Annotated in this window: 17 protein-coding genes; 8 read left to right on the forward strand and 9 right to left on the reverse strand. The window is 67.8% G+C overall.

The genetic code is table 11. From position 1 onward, the window contains the following. Nucleotides 1-3: 3 nt before the first annotated feature. Nucleotides 4-1,443: a sigma 54-interacting transcriptional regulator gene (locus tag ACSFCA_RS09420; protein ID WP_258352956.1), complete on the forward strand. Its 1,440-nt coding sequence runs from the start codon at nt 4-6 to the stop codon at nt 1,441-1,443. 16 nt (nt 1,444-1,459) lie between these two features. On the opposite strand, the gene ACSFCA_RS09425 is transcribed toward ACSFCA_RS09420, so the two are convergent. The 7 genes from ACSFCA_RS09425 to ACSFCA_RS09455 form a co-directional block, all read right to left on the reverse strand. After that, nucleotides 1,460-3,034: a TolC family protein gene (locus ACSFCA_RS09425; RefSeq protein ID WP_435459159.1), complete on the reverse strand. Its 1,575-nt coding sequence runs from the start codon at nt 3,032-3,034 to the stop codon at nt 1,460-1,462. Continuing rightward, a complete protein-coding gene (locus ACSFCA_RS09430; protein ID WP_258352954.1) occupies nt 3,031-4,347 on the reverse strand; it encodes an HlyD family type I secretion periplasmic adaptor subunit in 1,317 nt (438 codons plus the stop codon). The genes ACSFCA_RS09425 and ACSFCA_RS09430 overlap by 4 nt, the downstream gene beginning before the upstream one ends. Before the next feature lie 31 nt (nt 4,348-4,378). Then, nucleotides 4,379-6,199, reverse strand: coding sequence for a peptidase domain-containing ABC transporter (locus ACSFCA_RS09435; RefSeq protein WP_258352953.1), 1,821 nt, complete (start codon nt 6,197-6,199; stop codon nt 4,379-4,381). Between the two features lie 75 nt (nt 6,200-6,274). Next, a complete protein-coding gene (locus ACSFCA_RS09440) occupies nt 6,275-6,559 on the reverse strand; it encodes a hypothetical protein (protein WP_435459158.1) in 285 nt (94 codons plus the stop codon). Beyond that, complete coding sequence (locus ACSFCA_RS09445; RefSeq protein ID WP_435459157.1) at nt 6,556-9,672, reverse strand: glutamate ligase domain-containing protein; 3,117 nt, start codon at nt 9,670-9,672, stop codon at nt 6,556-6,558. Before ACSFCA_RS09445 ends, ACSFCA_RS09440 begins: the two co-directional genes overlap by 4 nt. Before the next feature lie 111 nt (nt 9,673-9,783). Continuing rightward, nucleotides 9,784-10,287, reverse strand: a complete 504-nt coding sequence (pal, locus tag ACSFCA_RS09450) for a peptidoglycan-associated lipoprotein Pal (RefSeq protein WP_258352951.1) — start codon at nt 10,285-10,287, stop codon at nt 9,784-9,786. Nucleotides 10,288-10,384: 97 nt separating this feature from the next. Beyond that, on the reverse strand, nt 10,385-14,899 hold the full coding sequence (locus ACSFCA_RS09455; protein WP_435459156.1) for a hypothetical protein: 4,515 nt from the start codon (nt 14,897-14,899) through the stop codon (nt 10,385-10,387). Nucleotides 14,900-15,213: 314 nt separating this feature from the next. On the opposite strand from ACSFCA_RS09455, the gene ACSFCA_RS09460 reads away from it, so the two are divergent. Beyond that, on the forward strand, nt 15,214-15,648 hold the full coding sequence (locus ACSFCA_RS09460; protein WP_093057539.1) for a DUF1841 family protein: 435 nt from the start codon (nt 15,214-15,216) through the stop codon (nt 15,646-15,648). 4 nt (nt 15,649-15,652) lie between these two features. Here ACSFCA_RS09460 and ACSFCA_RS09465 read toward each other — a convergent pair whose 3' ends face one another. Further along, nucleotides 15,653-16,642 (reverse strand): LysR substrate-binding domain-containing protein, encoded by a 990-nt coding sequence (locus tag ACSFCA_RS09465; protein WP_258352949.1) that lies wholly within the window; start codon nt 16,640-16,642, stop codon nt 15,653-15,655. Between the two features lie 116 nt (nt 16,643-16,758). On the opposite strand from ACSFCA_RS09465, the gene pcaH reads away from it, so the two are divergent. After that, the gene (gene pcaH, locus ACSFCA_RS09470; protein WP_435459155.1) at nt 16,759-17,484 is read left to right on the forward strand and encodes a protocatechuate 3,4-dioxygenase subunit beta; all 726 of its coding nucleotides are present in this window, start codon (nt 16,759-16,761) and stop codon (nt 17,482-17,484) included. Nucleotides 17,485-17,501: 17 nt separating this feature from the next. Beyond that, nucleotides 17,502-18,110 carry a protocatechuate 3,4-dioxygenase subunit alpha gene (gene pcaG, locus ACSFCA_RS09475; protein ID WP_435459154.1) on the forward strand — a complete coding sequence of 203 codons (609 nt, stop codon included), beginning with the start codon at nt 17,502-17,504 and terminating at the stop codon, nt 18,108-18,110. Nucleotides 18,111-18,176: 66 nt separating this feature from the next. On the opposite strand, the gene ACSFCA_RS09480 is transcribed toward pcaG, so the two are convergent. After that, nucleotides 18,177-18,869 (reverse strand): c-type cytochrome, encoded by a 693-nt coding sequence (locus tag ACSFCA_RS09480; protein WP_258352946.1) that lies wholly within the window; start codon nt 18,867-18,869, stop codon nt 18,177-18,179. Nucleotides 18,870-19,029: 160 nt separating this feature from the next. Here ACSFCA_RS09480 and ACSFCA_RS09485 point away from each other — a divergent pair, with 160 nt between their 5' ends. The 4 genes from ACSFCA_RS09485 to ACSFCA_RS09500 are packed head-to-tail and all read left to right on the forward strand — an operon-like array spanning nt 19,030 to nt 21,954. Beyond that, complete coding sequence (locus tag ACSFCA_RS09485; protein WP_093057534.1) at nt 19,030-19,884, forward strand: AAA family ATPase; 855 nt, start codon at nt 19,030-19,032, stop codon at nt 19,882-19,884. Between the two features lie 12 nt (nt 19,885-19,896). Further along, nucleotides 19,897-20,142: a hypothetical protein gene (locus ACSFCA_RS09490; RefSeq protein ID WP_093057533.1), complete on the forward strand. Its 246-nt coding sequence runs from the start codon at nt 19,897-19,899 to the stop codon at nt 20,140-20,142. 19 nt (nt 20,143-20,161) lie between these two features. Next, nucleotides 20,162-20,749: a GNAT family N-acetyltransferase gene (locus tag ACSFCA_RS09495; protein WP_435459153.1), complete on the forward strand. Its 588-nt coding sequence runs from the start codon at nt 20,162-20,164 to the stop codon at nt 20,747-20,749. 17 nt (nt 20,750-20,766) lie between these two features. Further along, a complete protein-coding gene (locus tag ACSFCA_RS09500) occupies nt 20,767-21,954 on the forward strand; it encodes a vWA domain-containing protein (RefSeq protein ID WP_093057530.1) in 1,188 nt (395 codons plus the stop codon). Nucleotides 21,955-21,961 lie beyond the last annotated feature (7 nt).

Genomic DNA, 21,961 nt, shown 5'->3' on the forward strand with positions numbered 1-21,961 from the left:
CCGATGAATTCCCCCGCCTCCAACTTCGACGAACTCGACCTCTTTGTCTGGGAAGGCAAAGCCGACATCCTCGACCGCATCGCGCGGTGCATGGCGAGCTTCGACGTGGAGGTGATCCGGGCCGATGGCCTGCCCCCTCCGCCGCAGGATCGCGGTGTGGCGCTGCGTCCCTCGGTGGCGATCATCAGCGTCACGGTCATCGACAGCGGCGGGCTGGCGCATGCCACCGAGCTGCTGCAGGGCATGCCGGTGATCTGGGTTGCGGCGGGTTCGCGCGAGCGCGACTCGCGGACCTATCCGCCCGAATACCTGCACGTGCTGCCGTACGACTTCACCTGCGCGGAGCTGCGCACGATGGTCGCGAAGCTGGTGCGGCAGTTGCGCGCGCGCGAGGTGGCGCCACAGCCGCCCGATGTGCTGGTGGCGCACTCCGAAGCGATGAAGGGGCTGCTGGCCGAGGTGGGCGCTTTTGCCGACTGCGATCACAGCGTGCTGGTGCGCGGCGAAACGGGCGTGGGCAAGGAGCGCATCGCGCAGCAGCTACACCTGGGGCATCAGCACTACAGCAAGGGCGCGTTCGTGGCGGTGAACTGCGGCGCGATTCCCGACGGGCTCTTCGAGTCGCTGTTCTTCGGCCACACCAAGGGCTCTTTCACGGGCGCGGTGCACGCGCATCGCGGCTACTTCGAGCAGGCCACGGGCGGCACGCTGTTCCTCGATGAAATCGGCGACCTGCCGCGCTATCAGCAAGTGAAGCTGCTGCGCGTGCTGGAAGACAGTGCGGTCACGCGGCTGGGCGCAACGGCGCCGGTGCGCGTCGACTTCCGGCTGGTGGCGGCCACCAACCGCAACCTGCGCGAGATGGTGGCGAGCGGCGAGTTCCGCGCCGACCTGTTCTACCGGCTCGCGGTGATCGAGCTGCACGTGCCCAGCCTCGAAGAGCGCGGCGAAGTCGACAAGATCGCGATCTTCAAGGCGCTGCTGACCAACGTGCTGGGCGACGAGCTCGAAACGCTCGGCGAAACGCCGCACTGGCTCAGCGACGCGGTGGCCGAGACTTACTTTCCGGGCAACGTGCGGCAGCTGCGCAATCTTGCGGAGCGCGTGGGCGTGATCGCGCGGCAACTGCACGCCTGGGACCAGAACCTGATCCAGCGCGCGATCGCACTCACGCGCGGCACGCCCGCGCCGGCGATCTTCGCCGACCGCAATGGCATGGGCAGCGGCGGCAGCAACGGCAATGGCAGCTCGCTCGACGGCAGCGCCGACCGCAAGGGCTGGAACAGCAGCGAGCGCAACCGCATCATCGCGGCGCTGGAGATCAACGACTGGAAGCGCCAGGACACCGCGCAACACCTGGGCATCAGCCGCAAGGTGCTGTGGGAGAAGATGCGCAAGTACCAGATCCTCGACGGCGAACCGGGCATCCCCGAAGACGCCTGACCGACGACAGCCGGCCTCAGGGCGTCGAAAGGCGCGGGGTCCTGCGCAGCGGTGGGTTCGCTCCAGCCGCGTCCACGCTGCGCTCGGCCACCGGCTCGCTCGCGCAGGCCGTGTTGCTCGAGATACAGAGCTTTGCCAGCAGGCCGTCTTCCGTCAGCACCTGGCGGCTGGGCGCGCCGAAGAGGCGGTCGATCCAGCCGTTGGTGCCCACCGGGTCGATGCGCAGTTCGCCGGTGGTTCGCGCCAGGCGCAGCTCGGAGATGCGCAGGTCGAACACGCCGTCGACGTAGTCGAACAGCAGCGTGTAGTAGTCGAGTTGCGCGTCGAGCACCTTGGGCAGGGTCTCGCGACCGAACTCCATCAGGCGGCGGCGACCACGGAAGGCCTGGCCGGCGGTGCTGACGGCTTCCATCAGCTGCTTCTCGCGCTCGCGGCCGGAGACGGTGCGCGACCACGATGCCGACGTGAGCTCGAACAGGTTGAGCTTCACGCCTTCGAGCTTGGCTTCCTGGTTCGCGACTTCGGCCAGTGCCGACTTCAGGCGCAGCTGCCGGTCGAAGCCGTTGCCGAAGTTCCAGTTGAGCTCGAAGGCCGCGCGCGTCGGGTCTTGCGGCGACACGCCGCGCGGGTCTTTGCTCTTCACAAGCACGGCGTCGATCGTCGGATAGAGGCTCGCGTCCTGCTGGTCGGCCAGCGCCTTGGCGCGGTCGATGCGGCCCTGCGCCTCGGCGATCTCGGTGCTGCGCGACTCTGCGCGGCGCAGCGCTTCTTCCTGCGAGCCGATGCGCCATTGCGCCGGTGCAGCGAGCACGGGCAGCGACTCGGCATTGGGCGAGAACTTGAAGTAGTTGCGGAACTTGGCGAGCGCCTCGTCGCGCTGCGCCTCGAAGTCGGACTCGCGCGCGGCCACCAGCGCGCGCCGCGAGGCCGCCATGTTCAGGTCGTTGTCGCCGCTCACGCCCAGCGCCACGCGGCGGGCCTCGGCCTTGGAGATTTCGGCTACAACCTCGGTGGCCTTGTGCGCAATCTGCTTCTTGAGGTCGAAGCGCTGCACCTGCAGGTAGGCGGTGAGCGCATCCAGCACCACCTTCTGCGAGGTGGTGATGACGGCTTCGTCGTCCGCCTGGTTGCCCGCTTCGGCGGCGCGCTGCGCGGCGCTCATGGCGCCACCGTCGATCAGGCTCACGCGCGCCTCGGCGGTGAGCACGGTGTAGCTCTGCGTCTTGGCGTTTTCCGCGCCGCTGTTGTAGTTGCCGGACGAAGTACCGAGCTTGAAGCGCGGGTAGCGCGCCTGCTTGGCCGCGTCCACGCTGTAGCTGCTGGTGTTGGCTGCAGCCTGCGCCGTCTGCACCTCGGGGTATTCCTGCGACAGCGCGATCAGCGCCTGCTTCACCTGCTGGGTGTAGTTCGCGGCGCCGAGCGACGGCGGGGACAGGCGGCGTGCGAGCATGAGCGTGGCACCCGCCTCCTGCTGCTGTTGTTGCTGCTCCTGCGCAAAGGCAGCGGGCGGCAGCGCGAAGCTCGCGCACAACGCCGCGCAGACAGCGCCGGAGCCCATGCGGCGCAGGTCGACCGGTTTGCGGTACTTCATGGTTCGCGGAAGGCTTCGCGCCGCAGCTTGAGCACAGGTCGCAGGATGTACCAGATGAACGGGTCGGTGCCCACACGCAAGTCCACTTCGGACTCCATGCCGGCGGTGATGCGGTTCTCGTCGCGCCCCACATGGGACTGCGACATGCTGATGAGCAGCCGGTAGTACGGCGCGCCGCTGGAGATGGCGGGGTCGCGGTCGGCGTCGGCCGCCACCAGCTTGACCTTGCCGTCGACCGCGCCGTAGCGCAGGTAGTCGTAGGCGGTGATCTTCACGCGCGCCTGCTGGCCCACTTCGATGAAGCCGCGGTCGTTGGGGTTGAGCCGCGCCTCGACCATGATCTCGTCCTCGTCGGGCACCACTTCGAGAATCGACTCGCCGGGCTTCACCACCCAGCCGGGGCTGGAGTTGCGCAGGCCCTTGACGATGCCGTCCGACGGCGCCTTCACCACCGTGCGCGAGCGCTGGGTGCGGGCGCGCGCCAGGTCTTCGCTCAGGCTCGCGAACTGGCGCTCGACCGTGGCCAGCTCGTCCGACGCGCGGCGGCGAAAGCGCCCTTCGGCCTCGGCCATCTTGGCCTGCGCCTCGGTAATGGAAGCGTTGGCGGAAATCACGCCCTGGCGCGCCACCGCGAGTTCGCTGCGCGCGCTCTCGGCCTGGCGCCGCTTCTCCAGCACCTCGACCTGGCCGACCAGCTTCTCGCTGAGCAGTTGCTCGGAGATTTCGAGTTCCTTCTGCGCCAGCACCAGCCGGTCGCTCAGGCCCTTGACCTTGGCCTGCTGCTCCAGCTGCTTGCTGCGCGCCTGCTCCAGGCCCGACACGGCGCCGGCCATCACGCCGCGCTGTTCGAGCGCGCGCGCCTGGTAGGCGCCGGTCTCGCCTTCGAACACGGCTTCGTCGATGTCGGTGGCAAAAGATTCGCGCTTGAGCGGCTGGCCGCGGCTCTCGGCCATGAGGCGCACGCGGGTGGCCTGCGTGGCGGCATAGCGGGCCGTGAGCTCTTCGAGATTGAGGCCGCTGCCGCCAAGGTCGATCTCGACCAGCGACTGGCCCTGCTTGACCTTATCGCCTTCCTTCACCAGCACGTTGCTGACGATGCCGCCTTCCAAGTGCTGGATCGACTTGACGCGGTCCGAAGGAATCACGCGGCCCGGCGCGACCACCACGGTTTCCATCGGGAAGCCGAGGCCCACCAGGGCCAGCACGCCGATCGCGCCGCCGATGATCCACTGGCGCCGCCGCCCCTGCGGCGAGGTCTGGGCCGCGCGCTTGTCGTTCTCGTCCTGAAGAATCTGCGGCAAATCTGATTTCAAGTCGCGTCCCCGGTCACTCGTCATTCGCGTATCACGCCATCGAGCGGGAGGCCGTGGCCCCCGCTGCACCGTCTTCCGCATCGCCCAGCGCGACCAGCGGCTTCTTCACGCCGAACAGCTTCGGCACCATCACTGCGGCCGTGCCCTGCTCCACATTGCCCAGCCCCGTGACGTGGTAGACCACGCTGGCGGCGGAGACGATGCGCAGCGAATGCGTGACCACCACCACGGTGCGCACCTTGGCCACCGCGAGCAGCGTAGCGAGCAGGTTGCGCTCGCTTTGAAAGTCGAGGTCGTTGCTGGGCTCGTCGAGCACCAGCACCGAGGGCTTGCGCAGGAAGCTCATGGCCAGCGCCAGCTTGCGCCGCTCGCCCACCGACACGCCGGTGCCGCCTTCGCCGACCATGGTGCGGTAGCCGTCGGGCAGCCGCGAGATGAAGTCGTGCGCGCCCGAGAGCTTGCAGGCCGCAACGATCTGCTCGTCGCTCTGGCCCGGGGCCGTGCGGCGCATCACGTCGATGAGCGAGCCGCCGAACCAGTAGACCTCCTGCGAGAGATAGCTGATCCAGTGCGACAGCTCTTCGCGGCCGAACTGAGAAAGGTCGTACTCGCCGATGCTGACGATGCCGCGCGTGGGCGTGTACAGGCCCGACAGCAGCTTCACCAGCGTGGACTTGCCCGCGCCGTTGCGCCCGACGATCACGTGGAGCCCGCCCGGGCCGATGTCGAGGTCGACGTTTTCCAGCACCGGCTGCTGCGCGGTTTCGGTGAAGCTGAAGCTCACGTCCTTCAGGGTGATGCGGCCCAGCGGTTGCGGCAGCGTCATGCCCGTGGGCGGCTTCTCGACCGGTTCGCGCAGCACGGTTTCGAGCCGCTTGGCGGCTTCCTTGGCGGTAGCCAGCGAGCGCCAGTTCGACACCAGCCCCGCCACCGGCTGCAGCGCCTTCAGCGCCAGCATGTTCGAGGCGACGAGACCGCCCACCGTCATCCACTGCTCCATCACCGAGACCGCGCCCACGGTCACCACGACGACGGAGAACACGGTGAGCAGCACGGTGGTGCCGTCGCGCGCGGTTTCGATCTGGCCGTTCTTGCTGAAGCTCTCGGTGAGCCATGAGTTGTAGGTCTTGCGCCACATCTCGATGGTTGGCGCGTCGTTGGCCTGGGCCTTGAGGGTTTCGCGCGCGTTGCAGATCTCGGCCGTGACGCGCTCCAGGCCGCGGCCGCGCTGCACTTCCTCGACGCGGCCGGAGCGCACTTCGTCGGCCCACCACCACGCGAGGAAAGACATGATGGCCAGGAACAGCGCCACGACCGGCAGCACCGGCAGCGCGACGATGCCGATGACGATGAGCGCGAAGATGGCCATCGGCAGGTCGAAGATCGATTGTGCGAGCCCGCCGGTGACGGTGCCGCGCACCGAGGCCACGTCGCGGAAGTACAGGTGCCACACAGAAGCAGGCCGTGCTTCGAGCGCGCGCAGCGGGCGGCCCAGCATCGAGTTCAGCAGCGCGCCAGAAACACCGTGGTCGATGATCGCGCCCGCGTTGCGCAGCAGGCGCGAGCGGCGCGTACGCAGCCAGAACTCGATGCACAGGAAAAACAGGATGCCGCTGACCAGCGCAGCGAGCGTCGAGGTGCCGCTGCGCGAGAGCACGCGGTCATACACCTGCAGCAGAAAGATCGAAGGCAGCAGCCCGAACAGGCTGATGGGCAGCGAGCGCCACGCCGCGCTCTTCACGAGCGGGTAGGCCGCTCGGAATGCGGCGTTCAAAGCGCCCGCATAGGGACTGGCGCCAGGTTCGTCTGGCGTGTCGGCAACCAACTGACTGGGCAAGAGGAACTTGATCATGGGAAAGAGCCGATCCGTCGTGCAATGACGCCTGCGTCATTATCAACTGTTACCCGGCTGTTACAAGGCAAAAATTCACTCGCCGTGCACATCAACACGACAGCTTTCGCCTCCCATGAACCGGCTCCGGTGCGCGGCGCTTCCCTTAACCGCGCAACCGGCCGGACTCCCTGCTTTGGCCTCCCTGTTTGATTGGGGCAAACCCTCTGCGAACACCAATGCGATGTTGGCGCACAGCAGCATGCAAAGCACCCATGCGCACAGCAGTTGCAGCCAGCCCAGCCACCACCGGCGCAACGGCTGCCGACGCAGCGGCGCCTCATGTTCGAAGGGCGAGTTCGCGAGTACGTTCCATCTCATGGCAGTGCTTTCAAAACCCGGGCCAACCGGGACAGGCCGACGCCCGCTGAACTCTTCGCCAGCACCCAGTCGCCTGGCTGCAGCAGGCTGCCGAGCGCGGTCGACAGATCGGACACGTCGACGAACCAGTGCGAGCGCACCTTGGTGCGGATGCGTGTGTGCAGTGCCCGCATCAGCGGGCCGCACAGCAGCACGCGGTCGGGTTGGGAGGCCAGCAGCTCGGCTTCGAGGTCGAGGTGGTGGCGTTGCGCGGCGGGGCCGAGCTCCTGCATGTCGCCCAGGATCGCCACGCGGCGCGACGGCTCGCAGGGCGCCTGCGACAGCAGCTCCAGCGCCGCACGCATCGAACTCGGGTTGGCGTCGTAGGTCTCGTCGATCAGCTTGAAGCTGCCGCCGCCGATGTGAATGGTGTGCAGCGCACCGCGCCCGCCCGGCGGCTCGAAGTGCGCGAAGGGCTCGACCGCGGCCGCCAGCGGCAGGCGCATGGCCTGCAGGGCCGCGAGCGCAGCGATGGCGCTCGCGCCCATGTGGCGCCCCGGCGCATTGAGCCGCAGCTGAAAGGGCTCGCCCGCCACCATCGCCTGCACTTCGCCGTGGTCGAAGGCGAGCAGGCGCACGTCGGCGTCCTTGTGCTCGCCGCAGGTCACGATCTGCAGCTGCTGCGCCATCGCCGCTTCGGCGAAGGTCGCGAACTCGGGCATGTCGCGGTTGAGCACCACGCTGTCGCCCGGCGCCATGGCCTGGAAGATCCGGCTGTCGAGCCGCGCTGCGGCCTCCGACGGGCCGCGGTGTTTCTGCGATGCGGCCGACAGCCCCGTCACCACCACCAGCGAAGGCCGCACCAGCTGCGCCGACGCCGGCATGTGCGAGGTGCCCATCTCCAGCACCCAGTAGGCCGCATGCCGCGGCATGCAGGTCATGTTCCAGGCAATGCCCGATGGCAGGCTGACGTTGCCCTCGGGCTGGCCGACCTCGCCCCACACGGTGAGTGCACCGGCCAGCATGGCGGCAACAGTGCCGCTTGCCGCGCCGTTCGTCGCGGCGCTGCCGAGCACGCCGCACACGCGGCCGGTGAACTCGGCGCGCGCATGGTCGCCCAGCTCCAGCACGGCCTGCAGCACGTTCGGCACCTTGAGCACGGGCACGCGCTTGTCGAGGTGCGGCTTGGGGTCGGTGCACAGCACGGCTGCAGCCGGCTGAAGCACGCCCTTGAGCGTGACGGCCGCCAGCGGTGTCTTCGACGGACGTGTCTGGTGGTCGAACACCACGCGGCCCTTGCGCATGAAAGAGCGCTGCGCCACGCCGGTGGCGCGCCATCCGTCCTCGGGCTTGACGACCCATTCGCCGCCGGTCACGCGTGCCATCTCGCTCGCGGTCCAGACGGCGCCGTCGTCGCGCGCGCCGCCCACGCCGGTGCTGCTGCCGCCGCCCGTGCCGGCCGCGCCGGGCGAGGCGCGCCGCTCCACCAGGTAGCGGTGATAGGCGACGAAGCCCGACACGTATTGCTCGACGTCGTCGATGCGCACGCGGAACGAGTGATGGCGGATGAAGAACGAACCGACGACGGTCGATGGCCGCCGGAAATACATCGCCATCTCGGGCCAGAAGAAGCCGTTGAGCAAATAGTGCGCGCGGTAGTCGAGCGCGCGGTAAAACTTTTCGACGTCGAGCTCGTCGAGCAGGTGCCGCATCGCGGGCATGCCCTCGAGGCGCTGGAGCATCTGCTGCGCGGCCAGCATGAGTTCGAGCAGCGTCGGGAAGGTGGTCTTCCGGTCGAGCACGAAGTCCAGATACCCCGCCACGTTCTGCAGGCCGAAGCGAAAGTACTTCTCCTGCGGGCTCCAGTGCGTGAGTTCGTACACGCAGCAGCTGAGCCAGTGGTCGTGCGCCTGCCAGTGCTGGCTGGAGATGAAATGGTCGAAGGCCTTCTCGACCACGGCCAGCCATTGCGGGTCGCGCGTGAGCGCATACAGGCGCATGAGGCCGTAGGCCGCTTCGCCGTCGTAGTAAATGATGCGCGAGGCCTGCTTGACCGTGAGGTCGGCGGCATGCAGCACGTGGTTGAAGCGGCCGGTGGCCGGGTCTTGCAGCGACGCGATGCCGAGCGCGAGCTTTTCCAGCAGCGGCAGCCAGCGGCGCGTGTCCGTCAGCTCGCAGTACTTCACCAGCGCGAGCACGCAGGCTGCGTTGCCGCCGAGCTTGATCTCGCCGCCGGTGTCGACCAGGAACGCCACCGCGCGCCCGTCCACCAGCGTGTAGTCGCGGATCAGCGAGCTCGTGAGATGGTCGAGCGAGCGGTCGATGGCCGCGCGCAGCGTTTCGTCGCGCGTGAGCTCCCACGCTTCGATCATTGCGTAGAGCGCGCTCGCATGGCGCATCGCGTCGTAGGTCGGAATGCGGCGGTCGAAGCACGGAAAGTAGCCGTACACGAAGAGGCCGTCGCTCTGCACCTGGCGCGCCAGGTACGACGAGCCGCTGCGCACGAGGTCGAGCACCGACTGCGGGTTGAGTGCCGGCAACTGCCGGCGGCCCGCGTCGAGCCCCGTGCCCACCAGCTTGTGCACCACGCCGTCGGGCTGGCAGAACACGCCCACCGTGGCGAGCAGGTAGACCGGCTGGTCCGAGGGCATGTCCAGCGGCGGCGAACTCTGGAAACGCGCCTGGCCGTAGACCTCGAAGTTGCGCGCGTTCACCACCGAATGCGGAATGGTCGAATCGCCGCACAGCATGGCGTTGGCGTTGAGCTCCTGCTCGGTGAAGGCCAGCGCAAAGTCTTTGTCGAAGGCCAGGCCCAGGCGGAAGTAGTTGCGCTTGACGGCAGTGAGCTGTGTCTTGAACTGGGCCCAGTCCATCGGGCTCGCGCCCTCGACCCAGTCGATGCGCAGCCACGGCGACACGATGCCGCGCTCGCGCACCCAGCGCTCGGCATGCTCGGCGCCTTCGCGCCAGGCGGTCTCGAAATCGGCGGCCCGCGCGTGCACGACATGTGCGCGCTGCGAGCCATCGCTCACGGAGAAGAACAGCGTGAATGCCGGGTACGGGGCAGGCAGCGCCGCGCACACCGACACCAGGCGTTCGTGGCAGGCGTGGAGCTGGTCTGGGAAGGACATCATTCGGCTCCGGACGAATGCGGGAGACCGGCCGCGCCCGTCATCTGCTCTCGCTTTGATGACGTGTGCGTGGGCCGGAAACCGCCGTCGTCGAAGTCATCGCGGTGATCCGGTTCAGCGGTAGCTGAATTCGGCTCGGCGATTGAGCTGATAGCCCTCCTCGGTGGTTTCGAGCGACGCGGGTTTTTCCAGGCCCCAGCTGATGGCTTCGACGCGCTCGGCGGGTACGCCGAGTTGCGTGAGCGCGCGCTGTACCGAGTCGGCACGGCGCTGGCCGAGCGCGAGGTTGTACTCGCGGCCGCCGCGCTGGTCGGTGTGGCCTTCGATCACGACCCGGCTCGCCGGCCGGTTGCGCAGGAAGCTCGCATGCGCCTCGACGATGTTGCGATCGCCCGGCCTGATGTTGTATTTGTCGAAGTCGAAGTAGACGATCTTCGGCACGCCGACGGGTCCGTTCTGCGGCGGCGGCGGCGGTGCCGGCTCCACCTTCGGCACCGCGGTGGCGGCCTTGTTCGAGTAGTAATACGTTGCATCGTCACGGCCGGTCTTCGGGGCCGCGCAGCCCACGAGGACTGCGCCGAGCGCGACGATGGTCAGTGTCTGGAAATTCTTTTTCATATCGGTCCTTTCGCGGGACAGGCCGGTGGTGGCCTGTCCCTGGTGCTGCAGCAGCTACTAGCTCCCTCGCCCCTCTTCCTTCTTTGTCTTTTAGTGATCAGCCCAGCAGACCGTGAAGGATGTTCGTCACGGGCGATGCGGCGTGTTCGACCAGGCTGGTGATCGGGGTCACGACATCGGTCACCAGCGGGGTGACTGCATGTTCGACACCGTTCACCACGGTGCTGACAGCGTCTGCCACCGGAGCGGCCGCCGTCGTGGCACCGGCCAGGATGTCGGTCACCGGGGCCGTCACGTCGTGCACCGCGCTCGTCGCGTTCGAGACGATCGGGGACACGGTGTCGGTCAGGCCGCTGGCGACCGAGGTCACCGGCTGCAGGATGTTGGCCACCGGGCTGTCGGCACCGGTCAGGCCGCCGAGCAGGCCGCCCACCAGACCGTCCTGACCCAGGAGGCTGCCGACGAGGCCGTCGCTGCCGAGCAGGCCGCCGACGAGACCGTCGTTACCGAGCACGCCGTCGAGCAGGCCTCCGGCGTCGCCACCGGTCACGGTGCCGAGCAGACCACCAACCAGGCCGTCGCTGCCAAGGACGCCGCCGAGGAGGCCACCAGCGTCGCCGCCGGTCACGCCGCTGAGCAGACCGCCAACCAGGCCGTCGCTGCCAAGGACGCCGCCGAGGAGGCCGCCAGCGTCGCCGCCGGTCACACCGCCGAGCAGACCGCCAACCAGGCCGTCGTCGCCCAGGATGCCGCCGAGGAGGCCGCCGGTGTCGCCGCCGGTCACACCGCCGAGTACGCCGCCCAGCAGGCCATCGTCACCGAGGATGCCGCCGAGCAGGCCGCCATCGCCACCGGTCACACCGCCGAGCACGCCACCCAGCAGGCCGTCGTCACCGAGGATGCCGCCGAGCAGACCGCCGTCGCCACCGGTCACACCGCCGAGTACACCACCCAGCAGCCCGTCGTCACCGAGGATGCCGCCGAGCAGGCCGCCGTCGCCGCCGGTCACACCGCCGAGTACGCCACCCAGCAGGCCGTCGTCACCGAGGATGCCGCCGAGCAGGCCGCCGTCGCCGCCGGTCACACCGCCGAGTACGCCGCCCAGCAGGCCATCGTCACCGAGGATGCCGCCGAGCAGGCCGCCGTCGCCACCGGTCACACCGCCGAGCACGCCACCCAGCAGGCCATCGTCACCGAGGATGCCGCCGAGCAGACCGCCGTCGCCACCGGTCACGTCGCCGAGCACGCCGCCCAGCAGGCCGTCGTCACCGAGGATGCCGCCGAGCAGGCCGCCGTCGCCACCGGTCACACCGCCGAGTACGCCACCCAGCAGGCCGTCGTCACCCAGGACACCGCCGAGGAGACCACCGTCGCCGCCGAGCACACCACCCAGCAGACCGTCATCGCCCAGGACACCGCCGAGGAGTCCGCCGTCGCCGCCGAGTACACCGCCCAGCAGGCCGTCGTCACCCAGGACACCGCCGAGGAGGCCACCGTCGCCGCCGAGTACACCGCCCAGCAGGCCGTCGTCACCCAGAACACCACCGAGGAGACCACCGTCGCCGCCGAGCACGCCGCCCAGCAGGCCGTCGTCACCCAGGACACCGCCGAGGAGGCCACCGTCACCGCCGAGTACGCCACCCAGCAGGCCGTCGTCGCCCAGGACACCGCCGAGGAGGCCGCCGTCGCCACCGAGCAGACCGCCCAGCAAGCCGTCGTCACCCAGGACACCGCCGAGCAGGCCGCCATCGCCGCCGAGGACGCCGCCAAGCAGGCCGTCGTCACCCAGCACCCCGCCGAGCAGGCCATCGCCCCCCAGCAGGTTGGCCACACCGTCCGTCAGGTAGTCGACTTGAGCCGTGACACCGTTCAGCAGCGCGGCCGTCGTGTTCGCGCCGAGCAGTTGATCTGTCAGCGGGCTCAGCAGGCCGGAGGCACCGCTTGCCACCTGGCCAACGAGGCCGTCGACCGGGTCGAGCACGTTGGGGTCGTTCTCCGTGAAGCTGGTGCCGAGCACCGGGCCCAGCAGGCCGTCGACCGTGTCGGTCAGGCCGTCCGCGACGCCGACCACCGGCCCGAGTACGTTGCCCAGGCCGAGCCCGCCCAGCAGGCCGGTGTTCAGGCCGTCGGCCAGGTTGCCGAGCACGCCGTCGGCCGGGTCGAGCAGCGCGGCGCCGGTGCCGGGGGTGCCGCCACCGCCGATGCCACCCAGCACATCGCCGAGCAGACCGCCAAGCAGGCCGTCTTCACCCAGCAGGCCACCGACCGGACCGTCTTCGCCAAGCAGGCCGCCAACCAGGCCATCCGGCCCGAGCAGGCCGCCAGCGAGGCCGTCGCCGCCGAGCACACCGCCCAGCAGGCCATCGTCGCCCAGCAGACCACCCACCAGACCGTCGTCACCGAGCAGGCCGCCCACGATGCCGTCGCCGCCCAGCAGGCCGCCGACCAGACCGTCATCGCCCAGCACGCCACCCAGAAGGCCATCGCCACCGAGCAGGCCACCCACCAGACCGTCGTCACCCAGCACGCCACCGAGCAGGCCGTCGTCGCCGAGCACACCGCCCAGCAGGCCGTCGCCGCCCAGCACGCCACCCAGGAGGCCATCGCCACCGAGCAGACCGCCGACGAGGCCATCGTCACCCAGCAAGCCGCCTACCAGGCCGTCGTCTGCAAGCAGGCCGTCGAGCGCGCCGCCCAGGAGCCCGCCTTCGCCGCCGAGCAGGCCGCCCAGCGGGCTGTCAGAGATGAGGCCGGAGATCGCGCCGTCCTGGCCGAGCAGGCTGTCGACCAGGCCGCCATGGCCCAGCAGTTCGCCAGTGAGGCCGCTGCTGCCGAGCAGGCCCGAGAGGGCGCCGTCGCCGCCGAGCAGGCCGCCTACGAGGCCGTCGTCGCCCAGAATGCCGCCCAGTGCGCTGCCGTCGCCGAGCAGGCCACCCAGCAGGCCCTCGTCGCCGAGCAGGCCGCCGGTCAGGCTGCCCACCGCGCCGTCGCCGAGCAGGCCGCCCACGAGACCGTCGCTGCCCAGCACATTGCCCAGCAGGCCGCCCACGGCGCCGTCTTCGGCCAGCAGGCCGCCGACGAGGCCGTCTTCACCGAGCAGACCGCCGACAAGGCCATCGTCAGCCAGCAGGCCTGACACCAGGCTGCCGTCGCCGAGCACGTTGCCGAGCACGCCGCCCAGCAGGCCGTCGTCGCCCACCAGCTGGTCGGTGAGGCCGCCGAGGCCGAGGGCGTCGGTCAGGCCGCTGATGATGCCGTGGTCACCGATCAGGTTGGTCAGGCCGTTGTCCAGCGCGTCGGTCAGGTAATCGACCTGGCCCAGCACCGTGCCGAGGATGGCGGTCGTGGCGCCCTCGCCCAGCAGGTTGTCGAGCGTGGGGCTCAGGGAGTCGCCCAGCAGGCCGGTCACGCTGCCGACGGTGTTGTCGATGGGGTCGAACTGGTTGGGATCGTTCGGCGTGAACTCGCTGCCGAGCAGCGGAGCCAGCACGTCGTCGAGCGTGTCGGTCAGGCCGTCGACCACGTTGTTGACCGGCGTGAGCGAGTCGCCAAGGCCGAGCGCATTGCCGAGGCTGTCGGTGATGTGACCGACGGCGCCGTCGCCTGGATCGAGGAGGTGGTCTGCGTCTGCGTCTGCGTCTGCATCTGCATCTGCATCTGCGTCTGCATCGGCGTCGGCATCGGCATCGGCATCGGCATCGGCATCGGCATCAGCATCAGCATCAGCGTCGGCATCAGCATCAGCATCAGCATCAGCATCAGCGTCGGCATCAGCGTCGGCGTCGGCATCGGCATCGGCATCGGCATCGGCATCGGCATCGGCATCGGCATCGGCGTCGGCGTCGGCGTCGGCGTCGGCATCGGCGTCAGCGTCGGCATCGGCATCGGCATCGGCATCGGCATCAGCGTCTGCATCACCGTCCGCATCCGCGTCGGCGTCGGCATCTGCATCCGAGTCGGCATCCGCGTCGGAGTCGCCCGGCGTGGTGGGCGTGGTCGGATTGCCCGAACCGACGAGCAGCGGAACAACGCTGTCGCTGCCGCCGCCACCGCCGCTGAGGGCGGCGCCAAGCGCTGCGGCGCCCAGGGCGCCGAGTGCGAATTCACCCAGCCCGATGCCGCTGCCGGCAGCGAGCTTCTTGGTCACGGCCAGGGCAGCGGCATCTGCGTCGCTGTCCGGCGGGGTCACTTGCAGGTCGCCCGAGGCGACATCCACATTCACTTGTTCGAGGCCGCCCGGCAGCTTGGTCGAGCCGATGGTGGCGTCGGTGCCGCCGGTGAACACACCAGCCAGCGGGGCCTTGTTGGTGGCCGATCCGGGGAAGAGAACATTGGCGTGGCCGTCCTGCGGAACGATCACGCGGTCGCCGGCCATCAGCGTCTGATTGCCATCGACGGGAATGCTGACACCGTCGCGCATCACTGCGACACCCGGCGTGGCATTCGATAATGTGCCGATGCTGGACGGGCCAGCAGCTGCGGCGGGCGCCGCCGAACCCAGCGAGGCAGGAGCGCCCAGCGGAGTGACGGTGGCCTGGGCAATGACCACAGGAGCGACGCCAGCGGCGGCAAGTCCTTCGGTCGAATTGGTCGATGCTTGTTGAGCGGTCATGGCAGCCTCTGTGACAAAAGATGCCTACTAAGGGGCAACTAGCGTGCCGCTTTTTTTGCGCCCCATGCCAAAGCGGTTCAGAGCAATGCAACCTGTTGATTTGTATGGAAATTTTTCTTTAAGCGGGGGTTTCCACCGGGGTGTGGAAACAGCTCGTAAGAAGGTCATTTGGCGATTCGTTACGTAACGATGTAACGCCCTGTACCCGGAACATCCGACACATCCCAAGCTCCCGAAGCCGCCTGCGAAACGGCTCGCAAACACGGCCCCCACACACGGCTCCCATCCCTCTTTTTCTTCTGCTCTATCTATATATGTTCAACCCCTCCCAGGAAGACGTGCGCCGCTTCTTCTGCGACGTGTACGCCAAGCACCGCCAGGGCCTGCCGATGGAAGCGCTAGAGACCATCGCGGCCGGCTGGATCGACGAACACCCCGAGTACCACGAGGACCTTGTCGATGCCGACGCGGCAGTGGCGCGTGTCTACGACGGATCGAACGGGCGCGAGAACCCGTTCCTTCATCTGTCGATGCATCTGTCGATCAGCGAGCAGTGCTCCATCGACCAGCCGCGCGGCATCCGCCAGGCCGTCGAGCTGCTGGCCGCGCGCCGCGGCTCGCTGCTTCATGCGCATCACGAGGCGATGGACTGCCTGGGCCAGATGATGTGGGAGAGCCAGCGCGCGGGCCGGCCGCCGGATGGCGAGGGCTACGTGGCCTGCGTGCAGCGCAGGGCCACGAAAGACTAGTCAGTTAGCCACGAGAGGTTTTCCGGGGCCGCTGCGGCACCGCGCCCTGCTGCTTCGCGGCCTCGCGCAGCAGCGCTGCCATGGCGCCGCGCAGCGCCGAAGGCTCTGCATCGCTGCGCTGGAGCAGCCCGACCGGCTCCTCGGTGCCGACGGTCTCGATGCGCAACCGCGCGAGGCGCCCGTCCGCCAGCTCGCCGCGCGCGGCGCCCAGCGGCGTGATCCATACCGCATCGGACACCGCCACCAGCGCGCGTGCCACCGCCACGTCGAGCGTCTGCAATGCATTGGCCGGCAGCACGAGGCCGCGCGCCGACAGGAAGCTCTCGGTGTTGTGGCGCGGGATCGTGCCCTCGCCGTACACCACCAGCGGATAGGCCAGCACCGCCTGCACCGACGCCGCCTTCAGCGCCAGCGGATGGCCCGCGCGCACGGCGAACACCAGCGGCTCGGTGTACAGCAGCTCGAAGCTCAGGCCGCCCATCAGGCGCGGATCGCTCATGCGGCCGACCACCAGGTCGAGCTCGCCGGCGCGCAGCTCGTCGAGCAGCGTGGGGTTGGCGGCGCTCTTCACCACGATCTGCACCGAGGGCCGGCTGTCGCGCAGCCGTGCCAGCGCCACCGGCAGCAGGGCCGGCGCCACGCTCGGCAGCGCGCCGATGCGTAGCCGCTCGATGCGCCCGCCCGCCGCCGGCGCCACGGCCTGCGCGCTGGCATCGAGCGCTTCGAGCACGCGCAGCGCGTGCGCGAGCAGTTGCTCGCCGGCGGCCGTGAGGCCTTGCACGCCGCGCCGGCCGGCCTTGCTGCGCTCGACCAGCCGCGTGCCGACGATCGCCTCCAGCTCGGAGAGCGTCTTCGACACGGCCGGCTGGCTCAACGCCAGCCGTTCGGCCGCGCGCGCGAGGTGGCGCTCCTGCGCCACGGCAACGAGGCAGCGCAGGTGCCGCAACTGCACGTTGCGCACGAAGTCCTGGCGAAGATCGGCGGAGTCTTTCACGCGGTCTTTCAATGCCTTCTGGTTATTGAAAACGGAGCAATCTTCAATTTACATCATCGGATGGCGCTTCTAAAGTGGCGGCTTCCGGATTCGTCCCACGACAGGAGACAACGTACATGTTGACCAAGACCAAGGGCCCCTCGCCCATCCTCACCCCGCGCGACTGGGAAGCCCACCCCAGCTACGTGTATCCCGGCTACAAGTCCACCGTGAAGCGCGGCCCGCAGAAGCCGCTGATTCCGCTGAAGGCCTCGCTCGGCGAATTGCAGCAGCCGGTGTACGGCCACGACAGCATCGGCGAGTTCGACAACGACCTCACGCGCAACGCGCGCCGCAACGGCGAGCCGCTGGGCGAACGCATGATCCTCACCGGCCGGGTGCTCGACGATCGCCGCCGCCCGGTGGCCAACACGCTGGTCGAGCTGTGGCAGGCCAACGCCGCCGGCCGCTACGTGCACAAGGTCGACCAGCACGACGCGCCGCTGGACCCCAACTTCCTGGGCGCGGGCCGCTGCCTGACCGACAGCGAAGGTCGCTACCGCTTTCTCACCATCAAGCCCGGCGCCTACCCCTGGGGCAACCACCCGAACGCATGGCGCCCGCAGCACATCCACCTGTCGCTGTTCGGCCAGAGCTTCGCGAGCCGCCTGGTCACGCAGATGTACTTCCCCGGCGACCCGCTGATGCAGTACGACCCGATGATCACCGGCACGCCCGAGCGCTACCGCAACCGGCTCATCGCCGACTTCAGCCTCGACATCACCGAAGAGGGCTACGCACTGGGCTACCAGTTCGACATCGTGCTGCGCGGCGCAGACGAAACGCCTTTCGAGAACCGCTGAGCCAGGAGACACACACCATGTTGATGACCGCACAGGAAGCCGACTTCGGCCAGACCCCCTCGCAAACCGTGGGCCCCTACTTCGCCTACGGCCTCACCGCCACGCAATACGGCTACGACTTCGACCAGCCCTTCGACGCCGTGCTGGCGCTCGACAAGGCCGCAGGCCAGCGCATCCGCCTCGAAGGCCGGGTGATCGACGGCGACGGCAACCCGATCAACGACGCGCTGGTCGAGATCAGCCAGCCCGATGGCGAAGGCCGCTACCCGCAGACGCCCGACGAGGCGCGCGCCATCGGCTTTCGTGCCTTCGGCCGCGTCGGCACAGGCACCGCCGAAGGCAACCGCTTCGTGTTCCACACCGTGAAGCCCGGCGCCGAATCGCCCGGTGAAGCACCGCACATCAACGTGATCGTGCTGATGCGCGGCCTGCTGCTGCATGCGTTCACGCGCGTGTACTTCAGCGACGAAGCCGAAGCCAACGCGAAGGACGCAGTGCTGCAGAGCGTGCCGGCCGATCGCCGCCACACGCTGATCGCAGAGCGCGTGGAGCAAGGCGGTGCGGTGACGTATCGCTTCGACATCCGCATGCAGGGTACTGACGAGACTGCCTTCTTCGACGTCTGATCTCAGGGAAATCCCGGACGCAAAAAAGCCCGCTCGCAGCGGGCTTTTTTGTTATGAGCGAAGTGCTTATTCGGCGCCGTGGTGAATGCGCGATTCGGGCACCGTCTTCAGTTCGCCGGGCAGCGAGCTAATGTAGCTGGCCAGCGTCTTGAGTTCGGCGTTGGTGAACTTCTTGTCTTCGACCTGCTGGCCCATCACCGCATTCGAGCGGCCGAGGTGCGGGTTGTTCTTCACGCGGTACGACTTGAGCGCGACGAACAGGTAGTCGGCATGCTGGCCGGCCAGCTTGGGCACGGTGCCGTCGTTCGGCGTGTTGAAGTTGGCGCCGTGGCACTTGGTGCAGTTGTTGTCGGCGTTGCGGGTGACGAGTGCCTCGACGTTCGGGGGCGTTGCCTTGGCAAGCGTGGCGGGCGGTGCGCTGCCGTCCTTCAGACCCAGTTGGCTGTAGTAAGCAGCGAGGTCGGCGATGTCCTGGTCGGTGAGCGTGTCGGCAATGGCGCGCATGGTGGGATGCTTGCGGTCGCCGCCCTTGTATGCAGTGAGCGCGGCCGTGATGTACGTGGCGCTCTGGCCGGCGATCATCGGCACCTTGTGGATCTCTGGGAAGCTGGCCTGATAGCCAATGATGCCGTGGCAGCCCACGCACATCGCAACCTTCTTTGCTCCGTCCTGGGCCTTGCCAGTGACTTGCTGGGCTTCAGCCGAGACCGTCACGCAAGCGACAGCAAGGGCAAACATCGTGGTCAACAACTTGTTCATTTTGCGCGCACAATCTCGTGGAGAGTACAGTTTTTCGAATCAACATTCGATTATATGCAGGGGTCCCCTGGAACCCTGTGCAGGCCAACCCTGAGGCTGCACAACGCGTGTCGAGTGTGTTCTTTTCTCCACCCCAGCCTCCGTCTCACTCATCTCACTCATGAAATTCCAGGGCTCAGACAATTACGTCGCCACGCAAGACCTGATGCTCGCGGTCAATGCGGCCATCACTCTCAAGCGCCCGCTGCTCGTCAAGGGCGAGCCCGGCACGGGCAAGACCATGCTGGCCGAGGAAGTGGCCCAGTCGCTGGGCCTGCCGCTGCTGCAGTGGCACATCAAGTCGACCACCAAGGCGCAGCAGGGCCTGTATGAATACGACGCCGTGAGCCGCCTGCGCGACTCGCAACTGAAAGACGTCGACGGCGGCGAGCGCGTCAAGGACATCCAGAACTACATCATCAAGGGCGTGCTCTGGCAGGCCTTCACGGCCGACCAGCCGGTGGCATTGCTCATCGACGAGATCGACAAGGCCGACATCGAATTCCCGAACGACCTGCTGCGCGAAATCGACCGCATGGAGTTCTACTGCTACGAGACGCGCGAACTCATCCGCGCCAAGCACCGCCCCGTGGTGTTCATCACCTCGAACAACGAGAAGGAGCTGCCCGACGCCTTCCTGCGCCGCTGCTTCTTCCACTACATCAAGTTCCCCGATGCCGAGACGATGAAGCACATCGTCGCCGTGCACTTCCCTGGCCTGAAGCAAGAGCTGCTCACGGCCGCGATGAAGACCTTCTACGACGTGCGAAACCTGCCCGGCCTGAAGAAGAAGCCCTCGACCTCCGAGCTGCTCGACTGGCTCAAGCTGCTGGTGGCCGAAGACATTCCGCTCGAAGCGCTGCAGAGCAAGGACGACAAGGTCGCCGTGCCGCCGCTGGTGGGCGCACTGCTCAAGAACGAACAGGACGTGACCTTGTTCGAGAAGCTCGTCTTCATGCAACGCAACAACCGATAGACGGGTGAGCCGATGAGCCAGACGCCGCATCCCACCGGGCAACTGATGAAGCTGGGCATTGCCCAGGCAGTGCTGTTCGTGCTGGGTGCGCTGCTCGGCCGCGGGCTCGGGCTGCTGCTGGGGCTCGATGCCTTCGGCGCCGCCGGCTATGGCAACAAGGAAATCTTCGGGATCCTGCTGATCGGCCTGGGCGGCGGTGGCGGGGTGCAGCTGGCGCGCGCCTGGTACGTGCGCAAGTATGGCGATCCCAAAGGCTGAAAACACAAGAGAGTTTGAAATGGCGTTCGTCGAACCCGTCACGCTGAAGGCCCGCGGCATCGCGCTGGTGCCGCTGTCGCTGGCCCATGAAGACGGCCTGCGCGCCGCGGCCGCCGATGGCGAGTTGTGGAAACTGCGCGTCACCTCAGTGCCTGAGCCGCAGGACACGCGCGCCTACATCGAGACCGCGCTGAAGACCGCAGACCGCTTCGCCTTCGCAGTGACCGACGAGGCCACCGGCACGGTGCTCGGCAGCACCAGCTTCCACGACATCCTGCCGGGCGTGAAGCGCGTGGAGATCGGCTACACGTGGTACGCGGCGCGCTGCCAGCGCACGCACGTCAACACCACCTGCAAGCTGCTGATGCTCACACACGCCTTCGACGCACTCGGCTGCAACGTGGTGGGCTGGCGCACCGACAACTTCAACTTCGCCTCGCAGCGTGCCATCGAGCGGCTGGGCGCGAAGAAAGACGGCGTGATCCGTGGCCACGTGATGCGCCGCGACGGCACCATCCGCGACACCGTCATGTACAGCCTGCGCGCGGGCGAATGGCCCGAGGTGAAGGCCCAGCTGCTGTACCTGCTCGACAAGCCGCGCGGCTGAAACACAAGGAGCACCCCATGCTCATCGACTTCTTCTACACCCTGCGCTCGGCCAAGCTGCCGGTGTCGGTCAAGGAATACCTCACGCTGCTCGAGGCCCTGCAGGCCGACGTGGTGGGGCCCAACTCCGACGGCGCCTACGGCATCGACGACTTCTACTACCTCTCGCGCACCGCGCTCGTGAAGGACGAGAAGCACTACGACAAGTTCGACCGCGCCTTCGCCGCCTACTTCAAGGGCGTCGAGATGCTGACCGACTTCACGAAGGAAGTGCCACTCGACTGGCTCAAGAAAACGCTCGAGCGCGAGTTCACCGCCGAGGAAAAAGCCAAGATCGAAAAGATGGGCTGGGACGAGCTCATGGAAACGCTCAAGAAGCGCTTCGAAGAGCAGAAGGAGCGCCACGAGGGCGGCAGCAAGTGGATCGGCACCGGCGGCACCTCGCCTTTCGGCAACGGTGGCTACAACCCGCAGGGCATCCGCATCGGCGGCGCGGGCAAGAACAAGAGCGCAGTGAAGGTGTGGGACCAGCGCGCCTACAAGGACTACGACGACACGCAGGAGCTGGGCACGCGCAACATCAAGGTTGCGCTGCGCCGGCTGCGCAAGTTCGCGCGCGAAGGCCATGACGAAGAGCTGGACCTCGACGACACCATCCACTCGACCGCGGCCAATGCCGGCTACCTCGACATCAAGATGCGGCCCGAGCGCCACAACAACGTCAAGGTGCTGCTGCTGATGGACGTGGGCGGCACGATGGACGAGCACATCCAGCGCGTGGAAGAGCTGTTCTCGGCCGTGAAGACCGAGTTCAAGCACCTCGAATTCTTCTACTTCCACAACTGCGTGTACGACTTCATGTGGAAGAACAACAAGCGCCGCTTCTCCGAGAAGTTCGCGACCTGGGACATCCTGCGCAAGTACAACAAGGACTACAAGCTCATCTTCGTCGGCGACGCGACCATGAGCCCCTACGAAATACTGCAGCCCGGCGGCAGCGTCGAATACAACAACGAAGAGGCCGGCGCAGAGTGGATACAGCGGCTCACGCACACCTTTCCGAAGTTCGCGTGGATCAACCCTGAGCCCCAAGGCGTGTGGCAGTACCGCCAGAGCATCGCGGTGATGCAGCAGCTCATGTCGAACCGCATGTACCCCCTGACCCTGCGAGGCCTCGAAGACGCGATGCGCATGCTGTCCAAGTAGGACGAAG

It is taken from the genome of Variovorax multivorans (assembly GCF_051216835.1).
Lineage (GTDB): Bacteria > Pseudomonadota > Gammaproteobacteria > Burkholderiales > Burkholderiaceae_C > Variovorax.